This is a genomic window from Ferrovibrio sp. GW821-FHT12D07, from assembly GCF_058807275.1.
Genome location: NZ_JBXAQN010000002.1, coordinates 984,801 through 1,007,984 on the forward strand (window position 1 = coordinate 984,801; position 23,184 = coordinate 1,007,984).

Consider the following 23,184-nt stretch of genomic DNA (forward strand, 5'->3'; position numbering starts at 1 on the left):
ATTATTCTGCTGCCGCTCCGCAGCCCTCAGCCTTGAACACGCGCTTTGTGCTGGCCGGGAATTTCGCCAGCTTGCCCGCCGGGCGCACCGGGCGCGCCACCAGGTTGCCGCCGCAATTGGGGCAGATGCCTTTCAGTGTCGCCTCGGCGCAGTCACGGCAGAAGGTGCATTCAAAGGTGCAGATCATCGCGTTCGCCGCATCGGGCGCGAGGTCGATGTTGCAGCATTCGCAGTTCGGACGCAGGTCCAGCATCTTATTGTCCTTTCGCCGTGGCGATGGCCTTTTTGGCGATGGCGGTGATTCCGGCCCAGTCGCCGGCCGCGACCTTGTCCTTCGGCGCCAGCCACGATCCGCCGGCGGCAAACACATTGGGCAGCGCGGTATAGCTGCGCAGGTTGGCCTCGGTGATGCCGCCGGTGGGGCAGAAGCGCATGTCGGGGAACGGCCCATGCAGGCTTTTCAGCGCCGGAATGCCGCCGCTGCTTTCGGCGGGGAAGAACTTGGCACGGGTGAAGCCATGCTCCATGGCGCGCATCACCTCGCTGGCGCTCGCCACGCCGGGCAGGAAGGGCAGGCCGGTATCCTTGGCGGTGAAGTACAGCGCTTCCGTGCCGCCGGGGCTGATGACGAACTGCGCGCCGGCAAGCTGGACGGCAGCGAACTGCGCGGGATTCAAGACTGTGCCGGCACCCACTTTGGCCTCGGGCACCTCGGCGGCAATGCGCCTGATCGCATCGAGGGCCGCGGCCGAGCGCAGCGTGATCTCCAGCACGGTGACGCCGCCGGCCACCAGCGCCCTGGCCAGCGGCACGGCCTTGTCCGCGTCTTCAATGACCAGAACCGGAATAACGGGAACCTGCCCCAGGATCGCATCCAGGGCCACACTGCGCTCTGCACTCTTATCCGGCATGAGTCCTCCCTTTGTTTTGAAGAAGGATAGCCGGGGCGGCAGCCGAAAAGCTACTGGCTTACGCCGCCGCTGGCAGCACCAGCGGGTCGGGACCGTAGCGGTTGGGGCCGAGCGTGCCGGGCACGAAGAAGAGCGCGAAGGCGAAAATCCATCCGACCAGCGGCACCAGCGCCAGCAGGATGGCCCAGCCGGTCCAGCCGAAATCGCGGCAGCGCTGACCGGCGACAATCCAGCCCGAAAGGATGCAGGCCACACTGGGGAGCGCGCCGATCACCAGCGGCAGCACAATGTCATCCTCGCTCATGAACGTGCCGATGAAGCCCCAGAGCACGACCAGTGCGAGGAAGTTGGTCAGGGCATAGAGCGTGTAGGATTTGCGGTTGCGACGGCCGGACAGCCGGAACAGATCGGAGAAAACCGGTTTCGACATTATTCTTTCAGGCCGCCGCTTTTCAGGATGAAATCAGCGATCTCGGCCACGCCTTTTTCCGCCTTGAGATTGGCAAAGATGAAGGGGCGCTGTCCACGCATCTTTTTCGAGTCGCGGTCCATGACGTCCAGCGAGGCACCGACCAGCGGCGCCAGGTCGATCTTGTTGATCACCAGCAGGTCCGAGCGCGTGATGCCGGGGCCGCCTTTACGCGGAATCTTGTCGCCGGCCGAAACGTCGATCACATAGATGGTGATATCGGCCAGTTCGGGCGAAAACGTCGCCGCCAGATTGTCGCCGCCGGATTCCACGAAGATGACGTCGAGGCCGGGAAAGCGCTGCTGCATGTCGGCCACGGCGGCCAGGTTGATCGAGGCGTCCTCGCGAATAGCCGTGTGCGGGCAGCCGCCGGTCTCGACGCCGGCGATGCGGGCGGGATCGAGCGCGCCGGCACGGGTGAGGAATTCGGCATCTTCCTTGGTGTAGATGTCGTTGGTGACGACGGCGATGTTCCAGTCGTCACGCAGGTGGCGGCAGAGCCGTTCGACCAGCGCGGTCTTACCCGACCCGACCGGGCCACCGATTCCAACACGCAGCGGATTTGAACTCATGAGCGGAACAGCCTCGTATACTGGGTTTCGTGCAACATGGAGGTCAGGTCAATCATCGGCGCTGCCGTGCCGCAGTCTTCCAGCGCACAGGCCAGCGCGCAAGGCACGATCGCATCGACCACTGGCATCAGGGCATGCAGCGTGCGCTGACCATCGGTCTGGCCCAGCGGAATGAGGCGCACGGCGGCCGAGACCAGATTGGCAGCAAAGGCATGCAGATAGGCCGCCAGCACGGAGGCCACATCGAGCTTATGCGCCACCGATGCCACGCCAATGGCGATACTCAAGGGGATCGGCTTGCCGGCGCGGCGGGCGGCAAAAGCCTCAAGCCGCTCATGCCCCCAGGCGGCGCGGGTGACGGTGACAAAAGACCCGCCCTGCTGGCCGCTTTCCAGCGCCATCTCGGCCGTGCCGCGCCAGGCGGCGGCCAGATCGCAGAGCTCGTCGAGCCTATGAAGATCACCAATGGCGGCATGCGCCTCCTTCAGCAGCACGGCATCGACCCAGCCGGCGCCATGGCGCAGGATATGGCCGATCCAGGCACTGAGATCGGCGGCGGTTTTCACGCGACCGGTCTCGACCGCGTATTCGATGCCATGGCTGTAGGAAAACGCGCCGATCGGATAGCTCGGCGAGAACCAGGCCATCAGGCGATAGAGATCAGTGCTTGTGGTCGTCATGACCGTGATGGTGGTGGCCGTGATCGTGACTGTGGCCATGATCGTGGTCGTGACTGTGGCCTTGCCCATGATCATGACCGGCCTTCTCGCCACCCTTGCCATAGCGCGAACCCAGCCCGTAAGGGTGCGAGGGATCGTGGTTATGCTGGCCATAGGCGCCGCCTTCGGGATCGAAGGGCGCGTCGACCGCCTGCACCTGCGCGCCAAGGCCTTTCAGCATGTCGACGATGACATGGTCATCGCGGATCAGGATGCAGTCCGCACGAATCTCGGCCGGCAGATGCCGGTTGCCCAGATGCCAAGCCAGACGCGCCAGCAGCTCGGCCGTGGGCGCTTTCACCTCGACCAGCGGCTCGGGCGCCGCCTGCACTTCGATATAGCCGCCGCCGTCGAGCTTGAGCCCGTCGCCATGGCGCAGCACGGTGGCCTCGGCCAGATCGAGCAGGAAAGCCGTGCCGTCATCAGCAGTGAGCCGGATGCGACGGCGATGGCGGTCATGATGCGCGAGCGTGACGGTGGCGCGGCGTTCAGATGCGGGCCAGCGACCAGATGATATGACGGACGTTGCCTTTAACATTCCCACCTACCCCAAGCGTCACCCGCGGACTTGATCCACGGGTCCCATTTTTAATGGGATGCCCGGGTCAAGCCCGGGCATGACAGATACATTTTAACTCTCAGAACAGGAAATACCGCTGCGCCATGGCCAATTCCTTGGCCGGTTCGCAGGTCAGCAGCTTGCCATCGGCGCGCACCACATAGGTCTCGGTGTCAACCTCGATCTTGGGCATGTAGTTGTTATGCACCATGTCCTTCTTGGTCACCGTGCGCGTGCCCTTCACGGCGACCATCGGTCGCTGCAGCCCGAACTTGGTGGCGATATCGTTCTGCAGCCCGGCCTCGCTGACAAACAGCAGGCTGGATTGCGTCATGTTGCGGCCGAAGCTGGCGAACATCGGGCGGTAATGCACCGGCTGCGGCGTCGGGATCGAGGCATTGGGATCGCCCATCGGCGCGGCCGCGATTGAGCCACCTTTCAGGATCATGTCGGGCTTCACGCCGAAAAAGGCCGGCGACCAAATCACCAGATCGGCGAACTTGCCTACCTCGATGGAGCCGATCTCATGCGCCACGCCATGGGACAGCGCGGGATTGATGGTGTATTTGGCGATATAGCGCTTGGCGCGCACATTGTCGTTGTCGCCTTTTTCTTCCGGCAGACGCCCGCGCTGCTTCTTCATTTTATCAGCGGTCTGCCAGGTGCGGATGATCACCTCGCCCACCCGGCCCATGGCCTGGCTGTCGGACGACATCATCGAAAATGCGCCGAGGTCATGCAGGATGTCTTCGGCGGCAATCGTCTCGCGGCGGATGCGGCTATCGGCGAAGGCGACGTCTTCGGGGATGCGCTGGTCGAGGTGATGGCAGACCATCAGCATGTCGAGATGCTCGTCCACGGTGTTGACCGTGTAGGGCATGGTCGGGTTGGTGGAACTGGGCAGCACATTGGCCAGGCCGGCGACCTTGATGATGTCGGGCGCATGGCCACCGCCCGCGCCCTCGGTGTGAAAGGCGTGGATGGTGCGGTGCTTGAAGGCGGCGATGGTATCTTCGACAAAACCGCTTTCGTTCAGCGTGTCGGTATGGATCGCCACCTGGATGTCATACTGCTCGGCGACATTGAGGCAGTTGTCGATGGCGGCCGGCGTGGTGCCCCAGTCTTCATGCAGCTTCAGCCCGCAGACGCCGGCAGCGATCTGCTCGACCAGCGCATCGGGCTGCGAAGCATTGCCCTTGCCGAGCAAACCAATGTTCATGGGAAACGCTTCGGCCGCCTGCAGCATGCGCATGATGTGGAACGGGCCGGGCGTGCAGGTGGTAGCCGAGGTGCCCGCCGCCGGCCCGGTGCCGCCGCCCATCATGGTGGTGACGCCGGAATAGAGCGCCTCTTCGATCTGCTGCGGACAGATGAAATGGATATGGGCGTCAAAGCCGCCGGCAGTGATGATCTTGCCTTCGCCCGCAATCGCCTCGGTGCCCGGACCGATGATGATATCGATGCCGGACTGGATATCGGGATTGCCGGCCTTGCCGATGGCCGCGATGCGGCCGTTCTTGAGGCCGATATCGGCCTTCACGATGCCCCAGTGATCAAGGATCAGCGCATTGGTGATCACGGTATCGACCGCGCCGGCCGCATTGGTGATCTGGCTCTGGCCCATGCCGTCGCGGATCACCTTGCCGCCGCCGAATTTCACTTCCTCGCCATAGAGCGGCGTGTTGGCGCTGTAGCCACCCTGCCCGGCTTTCGCCGTGGGCGGCATCGAGGTGAAATCCTTTTCCACCTCAATGATGATGTCGGTATCGGCGAGCCGCACCTTGTCGCCCACGGTGGGGCCGTACATGCCGGCATAGGCCTTGCGGGGAATGCGGTTTGCCATCTCTGTCGATCCCCTTACAGCTTACCCATGACATCGGCGCGGAAGCCGTAGACCTCACGCTTGCCGGCATAGGACACCAGACTGACCTGTCGCGTCTGCCCCGGTTCGAAACGCACCGCCGTGCCGGCCGGAATGTCCAGCCGCATGCCGCGCGCCTTGTCGCGATCAAACTTCAGCGCCGGATTGGTCTCGAAGAAATGGTAATGGCTGCCGACCTGGATCGGGCGGTCGCCGGTATTGGCGATGTCGAGCGTGACCGTGGAACGACCGGCATTGATCTCGATCTCGCCATCGGCCGTGATGATTTCGCCGGGGATCATGCGATGGCTCCATTCAGAAAGACCGTCACCCTCGGGCTTGTCCCGAGGGTCCATCCCAACCATCCGCGCATCGGAACGCACAGATGAGCCCTCGGAATAAATCCGAGGGTGACGTTTGGAGTAAAACGAGAATATCCGGCCGGCATCATCATCACCGGATCGGATTATGCACGGTCACCAGCTTGGTGCCGTCGGGGAAGGTCGCCTCGACCTGAATCTCGTGGATCATCTCGGCGATGCCATCCATCACCTGCGCGCGGGTGATGACGGTGGCGCCGGCCTGCATCAGATCGGCGACCGAGCGACCATCGCGCGCGCCCTCGACGACGAAATCGGTGATCAGCGCCACGGCCTCGGGGTGATTGAGCTTCACGCCGCGCTCCAGCCGGCGGCGGGCGACGACCGCCGCCATGGCGACCAGCAATTTGTCCTTTTCGCGGGGCGTCAGATTCATGCCGCTCCCCCTCCCCGGTTAAACGGTAATGATCCTAGACGGTAAGATAGCGGCGGACGTCGTCTGCATCCAGCCTTGCGGCATCCCCCTCCACCACAACCTCGCCGCGCTGCAGCAGGATGAAGCGGTCGGTCAGCGCCTTGGCGAAGTCGAAATACTGCTCGACCAGCACAATGGCCATGGTGCCGCGATCGGCCAGTTCGCGGATGACCCGGCCGATATCCTTGATGATGGAGGGCTGGATGCCCTCGGTCGGTTCGTCCAGCAGCAGCAACCGGGGCCGCGTGACCAGGGCCCGCGCGATCGCCAGTTGCTGCTGCTGTCCCCCCGAAAGATCGCCGCCGCGCCGGTTGCGCATCTCGTGCAGCACCGGAAACAACGCGAAGATTTCATCCTCGATCCGGCGTTCGGCGCGCGGCAGCGGCGCCAGACCGGTTTCCAGATTTTCATAGACCGTGAGGCGCGGGAAGATTTCGCGGCCCTGCGGCACCATGGCGATGCCGCGTTTGGCACGCTCATGCGGTTTCAACCCAGAAATATCCTGGCCTTCCCACATGATTTTTCCTGAGCGCACCGGCTGCAGCCCGACCAACGCCCGCATCAGCGAGGTCTTGCCAACGCCATTGCGGCCCAGCACACAGGTGATCTTGCCCGGCGCGGCCGTGACGCCGACATCGCGCAATGCATGGCTGGCGCCGTAATAGAGATTGAGGTTTTCGGCCTGCAGCATTGTCAGCGTCCCAGATAGACTTCAATGACGCGCGGATCGTTCTGCACGTGGTCGACGCTGCCTTCCGACAGCACGCTACCTTCGTGCAATACGGTCACGCGCGCGCCAAGATCACGCACGAATTCCATGTCGTGTTCCACGACAACCAGCGTGCGCTCGCCTTTCAGGGTCAGGATCAGGTCGGCGGTCTGTCTGGTTTCGGCATCGGTCATGCCGGCGACGGGTTCATCCAGCAGAATCAACTGCGTGTCCTGCACCAGCAGCATGCCGATCTCCAGCCACTGCTTCTGGCCATGGCTGAGCGCGCCGGCCTGATCGCGCAGCTTGGTCTCCAGGCCCACGGTATGCAGCGCCCAGGCGATGCGGTCGAGCGCCTCGGAATTGAGCCGGCCGAGCAAGGTCTTCCAGGCACCGCGCGCCGATTTCATGGCGAGCTCGAAATTCTCGAACACGGTGAGATTCTCGAACACCGTGGGCTTCTGGAATTTGCGGCCGATGCCCAGATTGGCGATCTCGACCTCATCCAGCTTGGTCAGGTCGACGCGACCGGCGAACATTACCTCGCCTGCGTCCGGCTTGGTCTTGCCGGTGATGATATCCATCATCGTGGTCTTGCCGGCGCCGTTGGGGCCGATGATTGTACGGAGCTCTCCGGGCGCAACCATCAGGGCGAGATTGTTGATGGCGCGGAAGCCATCGAAGCTGACGCTGACGCCATCGAGATAGAGCTGCGTGTCGGAGACGCGCGGGCGGTCGACCACCTCGGGCGCCATGCCGGCGGTGGCAGGCTGGACGATCGGCGACGGCAAGGGCATGGCAGGACGCATGATTATTCTCCCGCCTTTTCATTCAACGCATAGGTGCGTTTCTGGTCACGCCAGGCGCGCCACTGGCCGAGCAGCCCGACGATGCCTTTCGGGAACAGCAGGGTCGACGCAATGAACAAACCACCCAGGACGAAGAGCCAGAGTTCAGGCGCCGCACCGGTCAGCCAGGTCTTGACCAGATTGACCACCACGCCGCCCAGCACCGCGCCATAGAGCGTACCGCGACCACCGACCGCCACCCAGATGGCGATCTCGATGGAGTTGGCCGGCGAGAATTCGCTGGGGTTGATGATGCCAACCTGCGGCACATAGAGCGCGCCGGCGATGCCGGCCAGCAGCGCCGAGAGCACGAAGGCAAACAGCTTGGCCGCCGTCGGCGAGTAGCCGAGGAAGCGCACACGGCTTTCGGCGTCGCGCACCGCCAGCAGCACGCGGCCAAGCTTGGACAGGGTGACGAAGCGGCAGAGCAGGAAGCACAGGCCGAGCACGATCACCGAGACGGCGTAGAGCCCGATGCGGGTGCTGGATGCCTGGATCGGGAAGCCGAGGATGTCCTTGAAGTCGGTCAGGCCGTTGTTGCCGCCGAAACCCATGTCGTTGCGGAAGAAGGCGAGCAGCAGCGCGAATGTCATCGCCTGCGTCACAATGGAGATATAGACGCCGGTGACGCGGCTGCGGAAGGCGAACCAGCCCAGTACCAGCGCGAGGATGCCCGGCGCCAGCAGCACCATCAGCATGGCAAACGGAAAGCTGTCGAAGCCTTGCCAGTACCAGGGCAACTCCTTCCAGTTCAGGAAGACCATGAAATCGGGCAGCGTGGCATTGCCGTAGACGCCGCGTGCGCCGATCTGGCGCATCAGGTACATGCCCATGGCATAGCCGCCGAGCGCGAAGAAGGCACCATGGCCGAGGCTGAGGATGCCGGCATAGCCCCAGACCAGATCGAGGCTGAGCGCCAGGATCGCATAGCAGGCGTATTTGCCGAGCAGCGGGATTAGGTAATCGGGCAGATGCACCAGGCCGCCGCGCGCCGGCAACAGGTTGAGCAGCGGCACGATCACCAGCAGCACGAAGCCGATGGCGAGGAAGACGGCCCAGCCGCGGCGGTCGAGCAGCGGACGGGGCTGCGAAAGAGTCTTCAGGTCCTGCTCAAGCATCTGCGGAACGCCCCTTGGCCGCGAACAGTCCGCGCGGACGCTTCTGAATGAACAGGATGATGCAGACCAGCACCACCACCTTGCCCAGCACCGCACCGGCGACGGGTTCGAGAATCTTGTTGACCACGCCGAGCGTGAGCGCGCCGACCAGCGTGCCCATCAGGCTGCCGACGCCGCCGAAGACGACAACCAGGAAGCTGTCGACGATGTAGATGGTGCCGAGATTAGGCGAGACATTGCCGATCTGGCTGAGCGCCACGCCGGCCATGCCGGCGATCCCTGAGCCCAGCGCAAAGGTCATGGCATCCACGCGCGCGGTGGGAATCCCCATCACCGCGGCCATCTGGCGGTTCTGGGTGACGGCGCGCATATGCAGGCCGAAGCTGGTGCGCTTGAGGATCAGCGCGATCAGGCCAAGCACGGCGAAGCAGAAGATGATGATGTAGACGCGGTTCCAGGTGATCGCCAGACCGCCCGCCACGTCGATGGCGCCGGTCATCCAGCCGGGATTGGCGACCTCCTTGTTGGGCGCACCGAAGATCATGCGCACTGCCTGCTGCAGACAGAGGCTGATGCCCCAGGTGGCCAGCATGGTTTCCAGCGGCCGGCCGTAGAGCCAGCGGATGATGCCGCGCTCGATCGCCACGCCGACGGCGGCGGCGACCAGGAAGGCGACCGGCAACGCCACCAGCAGGTAAGCACCGATCCAGGACGGCGGCAGCAGGGCGCGGAAGACTTCCTGCGTCACGTAAGCGGAGTAGGCGCCGAGCATGATCATCTCGCCATGCGCCATGTTGATGACGCCCATGACGCCGAAGGTGATGGCGAGGCCGACGGCGGCCAGCAGCAGCACCGAGCCGAGCGAGATGCCCTGGATCAGGTTCTCGGCATAGGAATAGAGCGTGATCTTGGTCTGCAGCGAGTCAAACGCCTTGGTCAGCGCGGCCTTGACCTCCGCGTCGGTTTCCTGGGAGAGCCGCGCCTGCAGCAGCGAGCGCACGCGCAGTTCCGATGTGCCGCTGAGCGTCTGGATCGCCAGGATGCGCCTGGACTTGTCGGGGTCGGCGATATCGGTGGCGGCCAGCGACATCGCCATCACCGCCTTCACGCCGCTGTTCTGTTCCTTGTCGTAAGCCTCACGAAGCAGGGCGACCGTTTCCGGCGTCGGGCCTTCCAGCAGGGCGGCCGCGGCCGTGCGGCGCACGGCGGCATCGGTGCTGGACAGGCCAAGGCGGCCGATCGCCTCACGCAGCACGTTGCGCAGGTTGTTGTTGACGAACAGCGGGGTCAGCTCGGCCGGGGCGACAATGCCCTGCGCCTCGGCCGTGGTGGCACTGGTGAGCGCGATGTCATTGCCGCTGGCATTGCCAGTGACCAGCGCGCCATCGGACTTGCGAATGAAGAGTCGGCCATCGGCCAGCGCCTGGAAGACCGGGACCGCGCGCGCATCACCCATGCCGGTGAGCGCGGCGATCGCCCTGGCCTTGTCGACGAAGCTGTCGGCCTTGAGGCCGTTCACCGCCGTTGCGAAATCGACGGGACCGGACTGCACGTCGCCGGCAGCAGACCCCAGCAGCGACCGGGCATCGTCGGGCAGCGCGATGGCCTGCAGCTCGTCCGGCCTGGCCATGTCCTCGACATCGCCGGTGGCGGCGTTAGTGACGACGATCATGTCGCCATCCTTCTCACCGATCACCACGGCATTGTCGGAGAGGCGGAGATAGAGATTGCCCTGGGAGAGCGCGGCCAGCGCCGCCTTGGCCTTGTCGTCATCCAGCGCGGTGAGCGCGGCGATGGCGGGCTTGGGGTCGGACTCGGTGAGGCCGCTTAGGCTGGTCGTCAGGTCCTGCGCGTTCACCGGCCGGAAGGCGACCAGCGTCAGCATCAGCGCGACCAGCAGGATGGGCAGGAAACGGATCATTGTTGTTATAGCCGCGGCGATGACGGGGTGAATTTCTGATTTTTGGGCTACCCGAGCCCCTCCCCGCACGTCACCGCGAAGGGAGGGGCCGGATGCCATTTACGCGTCCAGGCTTAGTTCGAGAGCGCCGCGTATTTCGGCTTCTCGCAGTTGCCGCAGACCCACGGGAAGGTCCAGTCGGCGGTCAGCTTGGCGCTTTCCGGGATGTACTTCGACCAGGCGTCGGCCTTCACCGGGCCCTTGGTCTGCCAGACGATGTTGAACTGACCGTCGGGACGGATTTCACCGATCATCACCGGCTTGGACAGGTGGTGGTTGGTGTTCATCACGGCGGTGAAGCCCGACGGCGCCTTGACCTTCTGGCCATACATCGCCTGACGCACGGCATCCACATTGGTGGTGCCGGCCTGGGCGACAGCCTGGGCCCACATCTTGAAGCCGGTATAGGTGGCTTCCATCGGATCGTTGGTGACGCGCTTCGGATCCTTGATGAAGGTCTTCCACTGCTTCACGAACGCATCGTTGGTCGGGTTGGCCTTGACGTTCTGGAAATAATTCCAGGCCGCCAGATGACCGACGAGGTTCTTGGTGTCGATGCCGGCGAGTTCTTCCTCGCCGACCGAGAAGGCGACCACCGGGATGTCGGAGGCCTTGATGCCCGCGTTGGCCAGTTCCTTGTAGAACGGCACGTTGGCGTCGCCATTGATGGTCGACACCACGGCGGTCTTCTTGCCGGCCGAGCCGAACTTCTTGATGTCAGCCACGATCGTCTGCCAGTCGGAATGACCGAACGGCGTGTAGTTGATCATGATGTCTTCCTGCTTGACGCCCTTGGACTTCAGGAAGGCTTCGAGGATCTTGTTGGTGGTACGCGGATACACGTAGTCCGTGCCGGCGAGCACCCAGCGCTTTACTTCACCACCTTCCTTGCTCATCAGGTATTCGACAGCGGGAATGGCCTGCTGGTTCGGAGCAGCGCCGGTGTAGAAGACATTCTTCGAGCTTTCCTCGCCCTCATACTGGACGGGATAGAACAGCATGCTGTTCAGCTCCTCGAAGACCGGCAGAACCGACTTGCGGCTCACCGAGGTCCAGCAGCCGAAGACCACCGAAACCTTTTCCTTCGAGATCAGTTCGCGCGCCTTTTCGGCGAACAGCGGCCAGTTGGAGGCCGGATCGACCACCACGGCCTCGACCTTCTTGCCGAGCAGACCGCCCTTCTTGTTCAGATCGTCGACCATCATCAGGACCGTGTCCTTCAGGGTCGTCTCGGAAATCGCCATCGTGCCCGACAGCGAATGCAGGACGCCGACCTTGATCGTGTCCTGAGCCAGGGCTGTACCTGGGGCCGCGCCACCGGCGGTGACGGCGCCCAGCATGGCGCCTGCCGCGGCCATCGTCCGCATGAACTTGCTCATTGTATTCCTCTCCTGCTTGGGCCGGCCCCCCAAGGCGCGACCAGACAGAAGTGAAATCGCAAGGGGCGTGCCAAACCGGATATAGCCGGACGGCATGTTCCCATGACGCGGGTAATATGCTGATTCCGCGCCGCAATATGACAGGGAGCGGACCACGGGACGAACCAATGCCTAGACCTTGGTCGAGACCGCCAGCCTCATAATTGTGCACATTTAAAAGGCATAGCCCTCACAGGGGCTAGAGGCGGTTGCCTAGAAAGCGGGCTCCATGACTCTCTTTGAGTCAGGCGACTCAGAAGCGCCAGAGTCTGGGCATGCGGGCCGGCAGGCCGAGGCCGCCGCGCAGGTCGGCCCAGAGCAGCGCAAAGACCCGGCGCAGCCGGGCCGGATCGCGATCCAGCAGGCGCAGCAGCAGCAGGTCGTCGATGACGGTCGCGCCGGCTGTCGTTTGCTCTTCCAGCAGACCCCGCATGCGGTCGCGCGCCGCCTGCGGTTCCGGTCCGCGATACAGGATCAGCGCCTGCGCCACCGCGCCATCGAAGCCGGCGGGATGCTGCAGCTGCGCCGGCAGATCACCGGTCAGTCGCGCGGCATCGGTCCAGACCAGACGGCCATCGCGCCGGACCTGCCAGCGGTCGAAGAGTTCACCATGATCGAAGGTCTCGCCGCGCGCGACCCGGCCGAACACCGTGATATCGCCCGCCAGCAGCCGTGCATCCTGCTGCAGGTCGATCCGCACCTGCCGGTGCAGCCGCGCGCCATCGAACAGGATCATCTCCTGCGGCAGCCATTCCAGCATCGCCTGCGGCGCCACCGTCATCGTGATGTCGATGGCAGCGGCATCGCCGGGCGAGCGGTAGATTTTCTCGGCCGCCTGCGGCGTGCACAGCGCCACGGCCCGCGCATCCAGCGTGACCTCGACGGCAAGCCGGTCGCCGCCGGTCAGGCCGCCGGCCGTGGTGATCAGGACAGCCGTGCGCGGATCGCCCGGATCGGGTTCGGGCAGCAGGGCGCGGCAGGGATCGCGCTGATAAAGATCGGCCAGCCGGGTTGCGCCGCCATGATCCGGGCGATCAAAGCGCAGCCGCAACGCGCCATCGGCACGTTGCAGGCGTTCCGCGCCGCCCTGCAGCGTCATTACAGAAGGTCGGTCTGCTCGGACAGTTGCGGCTGGTCGATATCCTCGGGCTCGAGGATCGCATCCGCCGCCCGCACCGGCCAGTCGATCTTGAGCGCGGGATCGCGCCAGTCCAGACCGCGCACCAGTTCGGCATTATAGTCGGCGCTGGCCTTGATCAGGACTTCCGTGGCCGCAGACTTGCTGCACCAGCCGACCGCGAAGCCCGGCATGATGTAAAGCTGTTCGCCGCCCATATACGTGATGCTGGCATGGGCCGAGCGGCCAAAGGTGGCCGAGCCGACGCGGATGTCGACCGCCGCCACGAACATGTCGCCGCGCAGCATGCGCAGCAGCATCGCCTGCCGGCCCGGCGCGATCTGATAGCGCAGGCCGCGCACGCTGCCCGGTTTGTCGAAATAGGAAATGCGGTCATCGACGAATCGGTCGTGGACGCCGAGCGCGCCCAGCGCCGCCTCGTTATAGACCGCGCTGACCCAGCCGCGCCGGTCCATCAGCGTGGTGGGCTGTATCAGCAGCAGACCGGGAATGGAGAGCGGTTGGGTCTTGAACATGGCGGACCGGGTAAAAAAAGGACGGGCCACCATCATGGGGAAACCCTCCCGGCCGATCAAGGCATGGCCGGGAGGACAGGCCCAAAGACCGTCAGGCGACGATCAGACTACGGTCGCATGACGCTCGATGCAGGTTTTCAGCACCGCATCGGCATCCTTTTTCCACCAGTTATTGGTCGACATGATCTCGACCTCGCAGAAGCCGTCATAGCCGACCGCCTCGACCATGGCGCGGATCGACGGAATGTCGATGACGCCATCGCCCATCATGCCCCGATCCAGCAGCAGGTCGGTGGTCGGCACCAGCCAGTCGCAGATATGGAAGCCGAGCACGCGGCGGCCAGCGCGCTTGACCTGCGCCGCCAGCTGCGGGTCCCACCAGACGTGATAGACGTCGACGGCGACGCCAAGGTCACGGCTGTCCGGTCCGCTGGCCAGTGCATCGCAGAGATCGAGCGCCTGGCCCAGCGTGTTCACGCAGGCGCGGTCGGCGGCGTACATCGGATGCAGCGGCTCGATGGCCAGCGGGACGTTCGCGGCTTTGGCATGCTCCAGCACGGCGGCGATGCCGTCCTGCACCTGGACGCGCGCACCGGCGATGTCCTTCGAGCCGGCCGGCATGCCGCCCACCACCAGCACCAGGCATTGCGCATTCAGCGCCGCCGCATCGTCGATGGCGCGCTTGTTGTCCTCAATCGCAGCCTTGCGCCCGGCCGCATCGGCCGCCGGGAACATGCCGCCACGGCACAGGCCCGTCACGGTCAGTCCGACATCGCGGATATGCTTCGCGGCCTTCGCGGTGGTGTATTCCGCCAGCTTGTCGCGCCAGGGCGAGATACCGGTGATGCCATGGCGGGCGCAGCCTTCGATGCATTGCTGCAGCGACCACTGTTCCTTGACCGTGGCGGTGTTGAGCGACAGAGGGCCCGGTTTTTTCATGCGTCGATCCCGTGCACGGCCATCACCGCCTTCATGCGGGAAGCCGCCTGCTCCGGATTGCTGAGCAGCCCGGCCGCATCGGCGAGACGGAACAGCTCGGCCAGATGCAGGGCCGAGCGCGTGCTCTGCTGGCCGCCGACCATCAGGAAGTGATCCTGGTGGCCGTTCAGATAGGCCATGAACACGACGCCGGTCTTGTAGAAGCGGGTCGGCGCCTTGAAGATATGTCGCGACAGCGGCACCGTGGGACTGAGAATCTCGTGGAAGGTCTTCTCGTCGTTGCGGGTCAGCGCGCCCAGCGCGGCAGACGCTGCCGGCGCGATGGCATCGAAGATGCCGAGCAGTGCATCGGAATGGCCCTGTGCATCGCCGGCGATCAGTTCGGCATAATTGAAATCGTCTCCCGTATACATCCGCACGCCTTTCGGCAATTTGCGGCGCATGACGATTTCCTTATCCTTGTCGAGCAGGGAAATCTTGATGCCATCGACCTTGGCGGCATTGGCGTTGATCACATCCAGGCAGGTCTCCATCGCCTTCATGTGGTCGCCGTTGCCCCAGTAGCCGGTGAGCGCGGGATCGAACATCTCGCCCAGCCAGTGCATCACCACCGGCTGCTTCACCTGAGACAGGATGCGGCCATAGACCTTGATATAGTCATCGGGCGACTTGGCCGCCGCCGTCAGCGCGCGGCTGGCCATCAGGATGATGCGGCCGCCGAGCTTCTCGATGGCGGCGCACTGCTCCTCATAGGCGCGGATCACCGTGTCGATGGTGACATCCGGCCCCGGCATCAGATGATCGGTGCCGGCACCGGAGGCAACAACGGCGCCGGGCACATCCTTGGCCGCATCGAGCGAACGGCGAACCAGCTCCTGCGCATCGTTCCAGTCCAGACCCATGCCACGCTGTGCGGTGTCCATGGCCTCGGCGATGCCGAAGCCGAGCGACCACAGATGCCGACGGAAGGCGATGGTCTTGTCCCAGTCGATGGCAGGTGTCAGCCAGGGATCATGCTCGGCCAGCGGATCGGCCACCACATGGGCCGCAGCAAAGGCGATGCGGCTGAAGGGCGGTTTCGCCGTCGGGAAGGCCTTGGGCTGCTTCAGCTTGTACGGGCTGAGATGACCGGGCGCGTCCGGCAGGGTGAGCGTGATCGCCATGGCTTGCTCCTTAAGCCTTCAGTTCGGGCAGGTCGATCCAGCGGCGTTCCTTCCAGCTCTTCAGGCCGGCTTCGGCGAGCTGGACGCCCTTGGCGCCTTCCAGCAACGTCCACTTGAACGGCTCGTTGTCGACCAGGTGGCGGATGAACATCTCCCACTGGGCGCGGAAGCCGTTGGTGTAGATCTGGTTGTCGGGCACGTCCTGCCAGGTGTCGAAGAAGTCGATGGTCTGCGGCACGTCGGGGTTCCACACCGGCTTGGGCGTGTTGACGCGAGACTGCGTGCGGCAGCTGGTGAGGCCGGCGACGGCCGAACCCAGCGTGCCGTCGACATGGAAGGTGACCAGGTCGTCGCGGCGCACGCGGGTGGTCCAGGAGGAGTTGATCTGCGCGATCACGCCGCCCTTGAGCTGGAAGGTGGCATAGGCCGCGTCATCGGCATCGGCCTTGTAGGGCCTGCCCTGCTCGTCCCAGCGCTTCTTGATATGGGTGGCGCCGAGGCAGGAGACGCTCTCGACCTCGCCGAACAGGTTGTCGAGCACGTAGCGCCAGTGGCAGAGCATGTCGAGGATGATGCCGCCGCCGTCCTTGTAGCGGTAGTTCCACGACGGACGCTGGGCCTGCTGCCAGTCGCCCTCAAAGACCCAGTAGCCGAACTCGCCGCGCACGGAGAGGATTTCGCCGAAGAAGCCGCTGTCGATCAGCATCTTGATCTTCTGCAGACCGGGCAGGAACAACTTGTCCTGCACCACGCCGTGCTTGATCTTGTATTTCTTCGCCGCCTTGACCAGATCGAGCGCCACGCTGAGCTTTTCCGCCGTCGGCTTCTCGCAATAGACATCCTTGCCCGCCGCCATGGCCTTTTTCAGCAACCCGGCACGCGCCTGCGTGGTGGCGGCATCGAAGAACAGGGTGTCGTCCTTGTTCTTCAGCGCGGCGTCGAGATCATCGGTGTAGCGCTCGATGCCATGCTGCTTGGCCAGACGCGCCACCTTGTCGAGGTTGCGGCCAACCAGGATCGGATCGGGCATCACGCGACGGCCATTCTTCAGCACCACGCCGCCGTCCTTGCGGATGGCGCAGATGGAGCGGATCAGATGCTGGTTCATGCCCATGCGGCCGGTGACGCCGTTCATGATGATGCCGAGACGGATATCCTTACTCATGGTCGTGTGTCCTTCTTTCACGGATTCAAGGTCATGGGGGCGAGGTCGCCCCAAGCGGGTTCGGCCGCGGCGCCGAAACCGGCGGCGCCCAGCAGGCTGTTGAGATCGAGGCCGCCACGGCGGATGTCGAGCCGGACGCGGCCGGTCGCCACATCGCGGTGATAGAGATCGGGATGGGCAGCGAGGAAGGCGTCCTGCTCGACAGGAGATGCCGTGCCGAAGCCATCGACATAGTGATGCCCGTTGCGCTCGACATGGGTGAGGCCAAGGGCCGCCACCAGCGCGAGGTCCTGCTGCAGCGCCAGACCGGCCTGGCAGGTGAGATCTTCGCCGGTGATAAAGAAGCCGTCACCCCAATGCTGCGCCCGGGCGGCATTGAGGACCGCGCGGTAGACGCCTTTGCAGGTCTTGGACGAGATGCCGCGATAGCCCAGATCGCAGGCGCGCGGAAAGACATCGTAATCGGCATCCGATTCATCGACGATCAGCGGAATCTCCGCCGCCAGCGAGGCCACCGAGGCGCCAAGCGCGGCGGCGCGCCTGATCGGCTGCTCGATATAGAGAATGGAGGCACAGAGCCGGCGCAGGCGGCTGTCGGCGCGCATGGCCTGCCACAGCGCCGCGATGCCGCTCACGTCGTCATACTGCTCGTTGCCGTCGAGGCTGGCGTAGTAGGGCTCGGTCGACTGATCGAGCACGGCGGCGATGCCCTGCAGGCGCGCCAGGTCGGCTTCAGCATCGCCGCCGACCTTCAGCTTGAACCAGCGATGGCCATATTGCGCGATGGCACCTTCCAGGCTTTCCGGCAGGCCGTCATCCAGACGCGGCGATGCCACGTCGCTTTCGCGCAGCGGATCGACCATGCCCACGGTATGGCGCGCCGCGATCCGCCGCACCGAAACCAGCCCGGCAAGCCAGCCATCGAGATCGAAGCCGGCGAGATCAGGTGTCAGCGCATCGGCCTGGATGCCGAACAGATTCTTGCTCAGCGCGGCAATGAAGGGAACACGGCGCACCTGGCAGAGTGCGTCGATGATGGCGCGATCCAGCAGCGCCGGACCGTAGGACGCGACCAGGGCGTTGAGTCCGGTCTTCGCCCCTTCCTGCACCAAGGCTGCGTGATGGGCGGCGGAATGGCCAAAGGCGCTGCGCGGCGTCGGATCGGCGGCATAGGCGTTGACCGCATGCAACAGGCTCTGCCGCAGCTGGGCGAAATTCTGCTCGTTCGACAGCGCCGGGTTCTTGTCGAACCACTTCGGCGCCATCAGCTCGGCCGCACCGCCCCAACCGCTGCGGCCATCGGGCAGCGTGATGCGCAGCCGCGCATAGGCCTGCGGCGCCGCCGTCAGCGTCACCACGCCGAAACGGAAGGGCAACCGTAGCGTGACCGGACGCTCGAAAAGCTGGATATCGGAAATATGGAAGACGGGGGCGGTCATGCCGGCTCCAGCAGGTCGCGCAGATAGCGGATGGAATGTGCCGCGACACCCGGGCCATCGGGTTCGTAGATGAAGGGCTCGACGCCGATATCGCCGGCATAGCCCTGGCGCTTCAGCGCGGCGAGGATCGGCGCGAAGGTCATCTCGCCCTGGCCGGGGCCTTTTCGATTGGGATCATTGACCTGGATATGCGAGATCAGGCCGGTCGGCATCCAGCGGTCGATCAGCTCGGGCACGCCTTCCTGCTCGGCCAGACCGGCGGCGCTGCAGTCGATCATGGTGCGGAAGCCGCGACTGGCGATGCCCTCGACGATGCCGATCGCCTCGCCCACCGTGTTGACGAAGTTGGTTTCGCGGCGCGACAGCGGCTCGAGGCAGTAAGTGACGCCGGCCTTCTCGGCTGCACGTGCCGCATAACGGAAGGCTTCCAGCGCATAGCCCTTCGCGGCATGGATATCGCGATCGGGCAGCTGGCGCTGCGCCGGCGAGCCATGCACGAGATAGCGGCCGCCGAGATCGGCACAGAGATCGCAAAGGCCCTGCATCACCTCACGGGTGCGGCGGCGCACTGCCGGATCGGTGTCGGTGATGGACAGTCCCTTCGGCGTGACCAGCAGCCAGTGCAGGCCGGTGACCACCAGGCCGGTCTCTTCGACGGCGCGGCGGATCACCTTGCGCTCGCCACTGGTGAGCGACAGCGGATCGTCGCTGAGCGTGAAGGGCGCGATCTCCAGCCCGTCATAGCCGAGCTCCGCCGCCAGCGCACATTGCGCGGCGAAGGGCATCGAGCTGAGGACTTCGTTGCAGAGTGAGACGCGCATGGCTTTTCTTCTTAAAGTAACCATTCAGTTACTTATAGCGGGAAACGGACGGTGTGGTCAATTCGCGATCCATCCTGTTTTTCAGGTGCCGCTGAAGCCCAGCCGGGCTTTCACGGCCTGAATCTGGCTACGGATGATCCGGCTGGTGGTCGGGATGCTCATCAGCAGCATGATGGCGACGACCACCCAGAGCACGATGCAGATCGGCCGGGTGAAGAAAGGCGTCAGGTCGCCATCCGACAGCACCAGGCCGCGGCGCAGGCTTTTGTCCATCAGGTCGCCCAGCACCAGGCCCAGCACCAGCGGCGCCATGGAATAGCCACTCTGCCGCAGGATGTAACCGGCGATGCCGAAGCCCAGCATGGTCCAGACATCGAACAGGCGGCCGGCCAGCGAGTAGGACCCCACGGTGCAGAGCACGAAGATGATCGCCATGATGTAGGTGCGCGGAATCTGCAGCACCAGCAGCAGCGGCCGCACCAGGAACAGGCCGAAGAACAGCATGGCCACGGTGGCCATCAGGTTCATCGCCACCACGTCGTAGACGAACTGCGGGCTTTCTATCATCAGCATCGGGCCCGGCCGCACGCCATGAATCATCATGGCGGCCAGCAGCACGGCGGCAGGCGCGGAACCCGGAATGGCCAGCGCCAGCGACGGAATGATGGCGCCGGGGATCGAGGCATTGTCGCCGGTCTCGGCCGCGATCAGCCCCTCGATGGAGCCCTTGCCGTATTTTTCCTTTTCCTTGCTGGCGCGGCGGGCGGCGGCATAGGAACTCCAGGCTGCCATATCCTCGCCCACGCCGGGCAGGATGCCGACATAGACGCCGATCACACCCGACCGGAGAATGGTGCGCCAGTATTTGATCACGTCGCCGATGCGCGGCAGCACCGAGTCCACCGTATGGATGGCCGGACGCGCCTGCCGCTCCTTCATCACGGTCAGCACTTCGGCGAAACCGAAGGCGCCGACCAGCGACGGGATCAGCGAGAAGCCGCCGGTCAGATCGCTGATGCCGAAGCTGTAGCGGTCATAGGCATGGATGCCGTCCTGGCCGATCAGGGCGATGAACAGGCCGAGGAAGCCCATGATCCAGCCCTTCAGCGCGTCCTCACCCGTGATGCTGCCCGACATCATGACACCGAACATGGTGAGCCAGAAGAATTCGAAGGCACCGAAGGTGAGCGCCACTTCGCCCAGCAACGGTGTGAACAGCGCCAGACAGATGATGCCGAAGATCGAACCGACCACCGAGCCGGTGGTGGCGATGCCCATGGCGCGGCCGGCCTGGCCCTGGCGCGCAAGCTGGTAGCCATCGAGGCAGGCAGCGGCATTGGCGGCGGTGCCCGGAATGTTGAGCAGGATGGCGGTGCGGCTGCCGCCGTAGATCGCGCCCGAATAGGCGCAGATCAGGATCAGGATGGCGTCATTGGGCGGCATCCGGATGGTGAGCGTGGTGAACAGCGCGATGCCCAGCGTGGCGCTCAAGCCCGGCATGCAGCCGATCAGGATGCCGGCCAGCGTGGCGCCGAAGGCATAGAAGAGCTGCCAGGGACCGAGGAAGCTGGCGAGCGAGGAGCCGAGCAGGATAAGACCTTCGAACATACTGATTCCCCGCTTACGGCAGCCGGACCAGGAAGAGTTCCTGGAAGATGAAGGTGATGACGGCAGCACCGCCGATGGCGACGCCGGCTGCGGCCAGCAGGCCGCGCAGGCGCTGGTTCGCCGCGCCGCGTTCCTTCCACTGGAAGATCGTCACGAAGGTGAAGATGAAGACGGCGGCCGTCGCCCAGAACGGCAGCCCGCGGCCGATCAGACCGAGCGCAAAGGCCACGCAGACCGTCGCCGTTACGGCGACGCGCTTCCAGGCGATGCGCGCTTCCGCCTGCGCTTCGGCATCCTGCACCCGGGGCACAGAGAAAGCACCGGCGCGGATCGCGCGGATGGCAAGGATCACGCCGAAGAAAGCAATGAAGATGCCGAGGATGCCGGGCAGCAGGCCCGGGATCGTATAGGGATTGATGTGCAGGTTTTCGAGGCGGTCCATCTTCACCGCGCCCCAGGTGATGGCGATGCCGAGCACCACCCAGCCGACGCCCCACCAGACATCGGCCCGCGCGGCTACGGCTTTCGCCTCGTCTCCACCTGCACTCATGATCGCACTCCCCACAAAAGCAAATCGGCCGCCCGGCTTGGATCAAGCCAGGCGGCCGTTTCGTTCACCCTGCCTTACGGCTTCGGAATGCCGATGGTTTCCGGGTTGATCTTGGCCTTGCCGCCTTCCTGCAGAATCCAGGCAGCGCCCTGGATCGCCGGGAAAGAGGCCTTCTTGGCATCTTCGCCATGACGCGGATCGAAGATGGCGCCCTTGTCGGCGGCATACTTCTTCAGCGCTTCCGACTTCGAGATCTTCTCTTCCCAGATCTTGTTCAGCGTGGCGGTCACTTCGGCCGGCGCACCCTTCGGCACGAAGATGCCGAAATAGTTGGTCTCAGTGCGGAAGTTCGGCAGCGTCTTGGTGATCGGCTCGATCGGCGGCACGCCGTCGACGACCAGCGGCTTGTCGGACAGCACCGCCAGCGCGCGCAGGCGCTTGCCGCGGATCATTTCGATCTGCTCGACGCCGAGCTGGCTGGTCACTTCGGTTTCGCCGGCCACGGTGGAGATCACCGCCGGATTGCCGCCGTCATAGGACACATGCTTGTAGGTGGCGCCGGCCGCACGCGACAGCGCTTCCGAGCCGTAATGGCCCGAGGAGTTCACGCCGGCCGTGGCAAACGACACCGCGCCGGGCTTCGCCTTCATGGCAGCCAGCAGCTCGGCGACGCTCTTGTACGGGGTGTTCGGATTGACGCTGATCACCGACTGATTCGCCACGGTGAGATAGAAGTCCCAGTCCTTGGCAGTGGTGTCGAGCAGGCCCGACACGGCATAGGAGCCGATATCCTTGGCAGCGCCCGAGGCCCAGGTGTAGCCGTCTTTCTGGCCTTCCAGCACGCTCTTGGTGCCGATCGAGCCCGAGGCGCCGGGCTGATTGACCACGACGATCTTCTGGCCGAGTTCCTTTTCCAGTTCGGCTGCGGTGATGCGGATCACCTGGTCGGTCGAGCCGCCGGCGGCCCAGGGCACGATCACGGTGATCGGACGGGTCGGCTTCCAGGTCTGCGCTGCGGCCGGCTGGGCGACAAAGCCCAGGGCACCAGCCACAAAAGCGGCCACGGCTGTACGAATAGCAAGCTTGCCTTGCATGGCGGTCTCCTCCGTTTATGGATCATGGCGATCCTTGTTATCCGCCCAGCATTTCCGATGCCGGGCGGGCTTGTCAACGGAGAAGTAACCGGTCAGTTACGAAATTCGACCAAGGGCTGAGCCGGGGGCGAATTCAGGGGCGCAGATAGCCCAGCACCACCGCGATGGAGTGATCCAGGCGGATTCTCTGCTCCTTCGCGCTCAACAGGTTGCGCCCGAAAATGGTCGACAGCGTGTGGATATTCGAGAAGTAGAAGAAGCCGAGTGCCGCAATGGTTGTATACAACTCGACCGGATCGACGTTCTTGCGGAACACGCCTTCCTTCTGGCCGCGCCGCAGCAGATCGGTGATCACCACCAGCAGCGGGGTATACAGTTCGCGGATTTTCTTGGAATCCTTGAGGAAACTGGCCTTGTGCAGGTTTTCCGCATTCAGCAGCGCGATGAATTCCGGGTTGCGCGAACAGAATTTGAAATTGAATTCCATCAGGTAGCGCATGCCGTCGGTGGGCGACATGCGGGCGACGTCGATGGCGTGCTCTTCCTCGCGCATGCGCTCATAGGCGCGTTCCAGCACGGTCAGCCAGAGGCCGTCCTTGTTGCCGAAATACTCGTAGATCATGCGTTTGTTGGAGCCCGAACGTTCGGCGATCTCGTCGACGCGCGCGCCGGCCAGGCCTTTGGCGGCGAATTCCACCAGGGCGGCATCAAGAATATTGCGCCGCGTCACATCCGGCTGGCGGGTACGCTTGGTATCGGACTTGGCGGCCTTCTTGGTCATGCGGTCTCCCCTGCCCCAGTCTTGCCGGGCAA

General features: G+C 64.4%; 25 protein-coding genes. All 25 read right to left on the reverse strand.

What is annotated here, in order from left to right:
- Nucleotide 1: 1 nt before the first annotated feature.
- On the reverse strand, nucleotides 2–253 hold the full coding sequence (locus tag AC1RRE_RS16615; protein WP_492982472.1) for a DUF1272 domain-containing protein: 252 nt from the start codon (nucleotides 251–253) through the stop codon (nucleotides 2–4).
- Nucleotide 254: 1 nt separating this feature from the next.
- Nucleotides 255–911: a bifunctional 4-hydroxy-2-oxoglutarate aldolase/2-dehydro-3-deoxy-phosphogluconate aldolase gene (locus AC1RRE_RS16620; protein ID WP_492982474.1), complete on the reverse strand. Its 657-nt coding sequence runs from the start codon at nucleotides 909–911 to the stop codon at nucleotides 255–257.
- A gap of 58 nt (nucleotides 912–969) precedes the next feature.
- Nucleotides 970–1,341, reverse strand: coding sequence for a DUF805 domain-containing protein (locus AC1RRE_RS16625; RefSeq protein WP_492982476.1), 372 nt, complete (start codon nucleotides 1,339–1,341; stop codon nucleotides 970–972).
- Nucleotides 1,341–1,952 (reverse strand): urease accessory protein UreG, encoded by a 612-nt coding sequence (gene ureG, locus AC1RRE_RS16630; RefSeq protein ID WP_492982478.1) that lies wholly within the window; start codon nucleotides 1,950–1,952, stop codon nucleotides 1,341–1,343. Before ureG ends, AC1RRE_RS16625 begins: the two co-directional genes overlap by 1 nt.
- The gene (locus tag AC1RRE_RS16635) at nucleotides 1,949–2,707 is read right to left on the reverse strand and encodes an urease accessory protein UreF (protein ID WP_492982480.1); all 759 of its coding nucleotides are present in this window, start codon (nucleotides 2,705–2,707) and stop codon (nucleotides 1,949–1,951) included. The genes ureG and AC1RRE_RS16635 overlap by 4 nt, the downstream gene beginning before the upstream one ends.
- Entirely contained in the window at nucleotides 2,613–3,209 is a 597-nt protein-coding gene (locus AC1RRE_RS16640) for an urease accessory protein UreE (RefSeq protein ID WP_492982482.1), read from the reverse strand. The genes AC1RRE_RS16635 and AC1RRE_RS16640 overlap by 95 nt, the downstream gene beginning before the upstream one ends.
- A gap of 100 nt (nucleotides 3,210–3,309) precedes the next feature.
- Nucleotides 3,310–5,073, reverse strand: a complete 1,764-nt coding sequence (gene ureC / locus AC1RRE_RS16645; protein WP_492982484.1) for an urease subunit alpha — start codon at nucleotides 5,071–5,073, stop codon at nucleotides 3,310–3,312.
- A gap of 14 nt (nucleotides 5,074–5,087) precedes the next feature.
- Nucleotides 5,088–5,393, reverse strand: a complete 306-nt coding sequence (locus tag AC1RRE_RS16650; protein ID WP_492982955.1) for an urease subunit beta — start codon at nucleotides 5,391–5,393, stop codon at nucleotides 5,088–5,090.
- Between the two features lie 151 nt (nucleotides 5,394–5,544).
- A complete protein-coding gene (locus AC1RRE_RS16655; RefSeq protein ID WP_492982486.1) occupies nucleotides 5,545–5,847 on the reverse strand; it encodes an urease subunit gamma in 303 nt (100 codons plus the stop codon).
- A gap of 34 nt (nucleotides 5,848–5,881) precedes the next feature.
- On the reverse strand, nucleotides 5,882–6,577 hold the full coding sequence (urtE, locus tag AC1RRE_RS16660; protein ID WP_492982488.1) for an urea ABC transporter ATP-binding subunit UrtE: 696 nt from the start codon (nucleotides 6,575–6,577) through the stop codon (nucleotides 5,882–5,884).
- A gap of 2 nt (nucleotides 6,578–6,579) precedes the next feature.
- A complete protein-coding gene (gene urtD, locus AC1RRE_RS16665) occupies nucleotides 6,580–7,350 on the reverse strand; it encodes an urea ABC transporter ATP-binding protein UrtD (protein WP_492982958.1) in 771 nt (256 codons plus the stop codon).
- Between the two features lie 56 nt (nucleotides 7,351–7,406).
- Nucleotides 7,407–8,561: an urea ABC transporter permease subunit UrtC gene (gene urtC / locus AC1RRE_RS16670; protein ID WP_492982490.1), complete on the reverse strand. Its 1,155-nt coding sequence runs from the start codon at nucleotides 8,559–8,561 to the stop codon at nucleotides 7,407–7,409.
- Nucleotides 8,554–10,482, reverse strand: coding sequence for an urea ABC transporter permease subunit UrtB (urtB, locus tag AC1RRE_RS16675; RefSeq protein WP_492982492.1), 1,929 nt, complete (start codon nucleotides 10,480–10,482; stop codon nucleotides 8,554–8,556). Before urtB ends, urtC begins: the two co-directional genes overlap by 8 nt.
- 113 nt (nucleotides 10,483–10,595) lie before the next feature.
- A complete protein-coding gene (gene urtA, locus AC1RRE_RS16680) occupies nucleotides 10,596–11,900 on the reverse strand; it encodes an urea ABC transporter substrate-binding protein (RefSeq protein ID WP_492982494.1) in 1,305 nt (434 codons plus the stop codon).
- A 292-nt stretch (nucleotides 11,901–12,192) separates the two neighbouring features.
- Nucleotides 12,193–13,038, reverse strand: coding sequence for an urease accessory protein UreD (locus AC1RRE_RS16685; RefSeq protein WP_492982496.1), 846 nt, complete (start codon nucleotides 13,036–13,038; stop codon nucleotides 12,193–12,195).
- Entirely contained in the window at nucleotides 13,038–13,592 is a 555-nt protein-coding gene (locus AC1RRE_RS16690; protein ID WP_492982498.1) for a dTDP-4-dehydrorhamnose 3,5-epimerase family protein, read from the reverse strand. The genes AC1RRE_RS16685 and AC1RRE_RS16690 overlap by 1 nt, the downstream gene beginning before the upstream one ends.
- A gap of 102 nt (nucleotides 13,593–13,694) precedes the next feature.
- Nucleotides 13,695–14,531: a sugar phosphate isomerase/epimerase family protein gene (locus AC1RRE_RS16695; RefSeq protein ID WP_492982500.1), complete on the reverse strand. Its 837-nt coding sequence runs from the start codon at nucleotides 14,529–14,531 to the stop codon at nucleotides 13,695–13,697.
- Nucleotides 14,528–15,694, reverse strand: a complete 1,167-nt coding sequence (locus AC1RRE_RS16700) for a dihydrodipicolinate synthase family protein (RefSeq protein ID WP_492982502.1) — start codon at nucleotides 15,692–15,694, stop codon at nucleotides 14,528–14,530. The genes AC1RRE_RS16695 and AC1RRE_RS16700 overlap by 4 nt, the downstream gene beginning before the upstream one ends.
- Before the next feature lie 10 nt (nucleotides 15,695–15,704).
- The gene (locus AC1RRE_RS16705; protein WP_492982504.1) at nucleotides 15,705–16,859 is read right to left on the reverse strand and encodes a Gfo/Idh/MocA family protein; all 1,155 of its coding nucleotides are present in this window, start codon (nucleotides 16,857–16,859) and stop codon (nucleotides 15,705–15,707) included.
- A gap of 17 nt (nucleotides 16,860–16,876) precedes the next feature.
- A complete protein-coding gene (locus tag AC1RRE_RS16710) occupies nucleotides 16,877–18,298 on the reverse strand; it encodes an enolase C-terminal domain-like protein (RefSeq protein ID WP_492982506.1) in 1,422 nt (473 codons plus the stop codon).
- Complete coding sequence (locus AC1RRE_RS16715; RefSeq protein ID WP_492982508.1) at nucleotides 18,295–19,119, reverse strand: sugar phosphate isomerase/epimerase family protein; 825 nt, start codon at nucleotides 19,117–19,119, stop codon at nucleotides 18,295–18,297. The genes AC1RRE_RS16710 and AC1RRE_RS16715 overlap by 4 nt, the downstream gene beginning before the upstream one ends.
- 81 nt (nucleotides 19,120–19,200) lie before the next feature.
- Nucleotides 19,201–20,727 (reverse strand): tripartite tricarboxylate transporter permease, encoded by a 1,527-nt coding sequence (locus AC1RRE_RS16720; protein ID WP_492982510.1) that lies wholly within the window; start codon nucleotides 20,725–20,727, stop codon nucleotides 19,201–19,203.
- Nucleotides 20,728–20,740: 13 nt separating this feature from the next.
- Nucleotides 20,741–21,277, reverse strand: a complete 537-nt coding sequence (locus tag AC1RRE_RS16725) for a tripartite tricarboxylate transporter TctB family protein (RefSeq protein WP_492982512.1) — start codon at nucleotides 21,275–21,277, stop codon at nucleotides 20,741–20,743.
- Between the two features lie 74 nt (nucleotides 21,278–21,351).
- Nucleotides 21,352–22,371 (reverse strand): Bug family tripartite tricarboxylate transporter substrate binding protein, encoded by a 1,020-nt coding sequence (locus AC1RRE_RS16730; protein ID WP_492982514.1) that lies wholly within the window; start codon nucleotides 22,369–22,371, stop codon nucleotides 21,352–21,354.
- A 133-nt stretch (nucleotides 22,372–22,504) separates the two neighbouring features.
- Complete coding sequence (locus tag AC1RRE_RS16735) at nucleotides 22,505–23,152, reverse strand: TetR family transcriptional regulator (RefSeq protein WP_492982516.1); 648 nt, start codon at nucleotides 23,150–23,152, stop codon at nucleotides 22,505–22,507.
- Nucleotides 23,153–23,184: the final 32 nt, after the last annotated feature.

What these genes read in the sequence shown, in the direction of transcription:
- AC1RRE_RS16615 (WP_492982472.1), bottom strand. Translation starts at nt 253, where the DNA reads ATGCTGGACCTGCGTCCGAACTGCGAATGCTGCAACATCGACCTCGCG.
- AC1RRE_RS16620 (WP_492982474.1), bottom strand. Translation starts at nt 911, where the DNA reads ATGCCGGATAAGAGTGCAGAGCGCAGTGTGGCCCTGGATGCGATCCTG.
- AC1RRE_RS16625 (WP_492982476.1), bottom strand. Translation starts at nt 1,341, where the DNA reads ATGTCGAAACCGGTTTTCTCCGATCTGTTCCGGCTGTCCGGCCGTCGC.
- ureG (WP_492982478.1), bottom strand. Translation starts at nt 1,952, where the DNA reads ATGAGTTCAAATCCGCTGCGTGTTGGAATCGGTGGCCCGGTCGGGTCG.
- AC1RRE_RS16635 (WP_492982480.1), bottom strand. Translation starts at nt 2,707, where the DNA reads ATGATCATGGGCAAGGCCACAGTCACGACCACGATCATGGCCACAGTC.
- AC1RRE_RS16640 (WP_492982482.1), bottom strand. Translation starts at nt 3,209, where the DNA reads ATGTTAAAGGCAACGTCCGTCATATCATCTGGTCGCTGGCCCGCATCT.
- ureC (WP_492982484.1), bottom strand. Translation starts at nt 5,073, where the DNA reads ATGGCAAACCGCATTCCCCGCAAGGCCTATGCCGGCATGTACGGCCCC.
- AC1RRE_RS16650 (WP_492982955.1), bottom strand. Translation starts at nt 5,393, where the DNA reads ATGATCCCCGGCGAAATCATCACGGCCGATGGCGAGATCGAGATCAAT.
- AC1RRE_RS16655 (WP_492982486.1), bottom strand. Translation starts at nt 5,847, where the DNA reads ATGAATCTGACGCCCCGCGAAAAGGACAAATTGCTGGTCGCCATGGCG.
- urtE (WP_492982488.1), bottom strand. Translation starts at nt 6,577, where the DNA reads ATGCTGCAGGCCGAAAACCTCAATCTCTATTACGGCGCCAGCCATGCA.
- urtD (WP_492982958.1), bottom strand. Translation starts at nt 7,350, where the DNA reads ATGGCGCCCGAGGTGGTCGACCGCCCGCGCGTCTCCGACACGCAGCTC.
- urtC (WP_492982490.1), bottom strand. Translation starts at nt 8,561, where the DNA reads ATGCTTGAGCAGGACCTGAAGACTCTTTCGCAGCCCCGTCCGCTGCTC.
- urtB (WP_492982492.1), bottom strand. Translation starts at nt 10,482, where the DNA reads ATGATCCGTTTCCTGCCCATCCTGCTGGTCGCGCTGATGCTGACGCTG.
- urtA (WP_492982494.1), bottom strand. Translation starts at nt 11,900, where the DNA reads ATGAGCAAGTTCATGCGGACGATGGCCGCGGCAGGCGCCATGCTGGGC.
- AC1RRE_RS16685 (WP_492982496.1), bottom strand. Translation starts at nt 13,038, where the DNA reads ATGACGCTGCAGGGCGGCGCGGAACGCCTGCAACGTGCCGATGGCGCG.
- AC1RRE_RS16690 (WP_492982498.1), bottom strand. Translation starts at nt 13,592, where the DNA reads ATGTTCAAGACCCAACCGCTCTCCATTCCCGGTCTGCTGCTGATACAG.
- AC1RRE_RS16695 (WP_492982500.1), bottom strand. Translation starts at nt 14,531, where the DNA reads ATGAAAAAACCGGGCCCTCTGTCGCTCAACACCGCCACGGTCAAGGAA.
- AC1RRE_RS16700 (WP_492982502.1), bottom strand. Translation starts at nt 15,694, where the DNA reads ATGGCGATCACGCTCACCCTGCCGGACGCGCCCGGTCATCTCAGCCCG.
- AC1RRE_RS16705 (WP_492982504.1), bottom strand. Translation starts at nt 16,859, where the DNA reads ATGAGTAAGGATATCCGTCTCGGCATCATCATGAACGGCGTCACCGGC.
- AC1RRE_RS16710 (WP_492982506.1), bottom strand. Translation starts at nt 18,298, where the DNA reads ATGACCGCCCCCGTCTTCCATATTTCCGATATCCAGCTTTTCGAGCGT.
- AC1RRE_RS16715 (WP_492982508.1), bottom strand. Translation starts at nt 19,119, where the DNA reads ATGCGCGTCTCACTCTGCAACGAAGTCCTCAGCTCGATGCCCTTCGCC.
- AC1RRE_RS16720 (WP_492982510.1), bottom strand. Translation starts at nt 20,727, where the DNA reads ATGTTCGAAGGTCTTATCCTGCTCGGCTCCTCGCTCGCCAGCTTCCTC.
- AC1RRE_RS16725 (WP_492982512.1), bottom strand. Translation starts at nt 21,277, where the DNA reads ATGAGTGCAGGTGGAGACGAGGCGAAAGCCGTAGCCGCGCGGGCCGAT.
- AC1RRE_RS16730 (WP_492982514.1), bottom strand. Translation starts at nt 22,371, where the DNA reads ATGCAAGGCAAGCTTGCTATTCGTACAGCCGTGGCCGCTTTTGTGGCT.
- AC1RRE_RS16735 (WP_492982516.1), bottom strand. Translation starts at nt 23,152, where the DNA reads ATGACCAAGAAGGCCGCCAAGTCCGATACCAAGCGTACCCGCCAGCCG.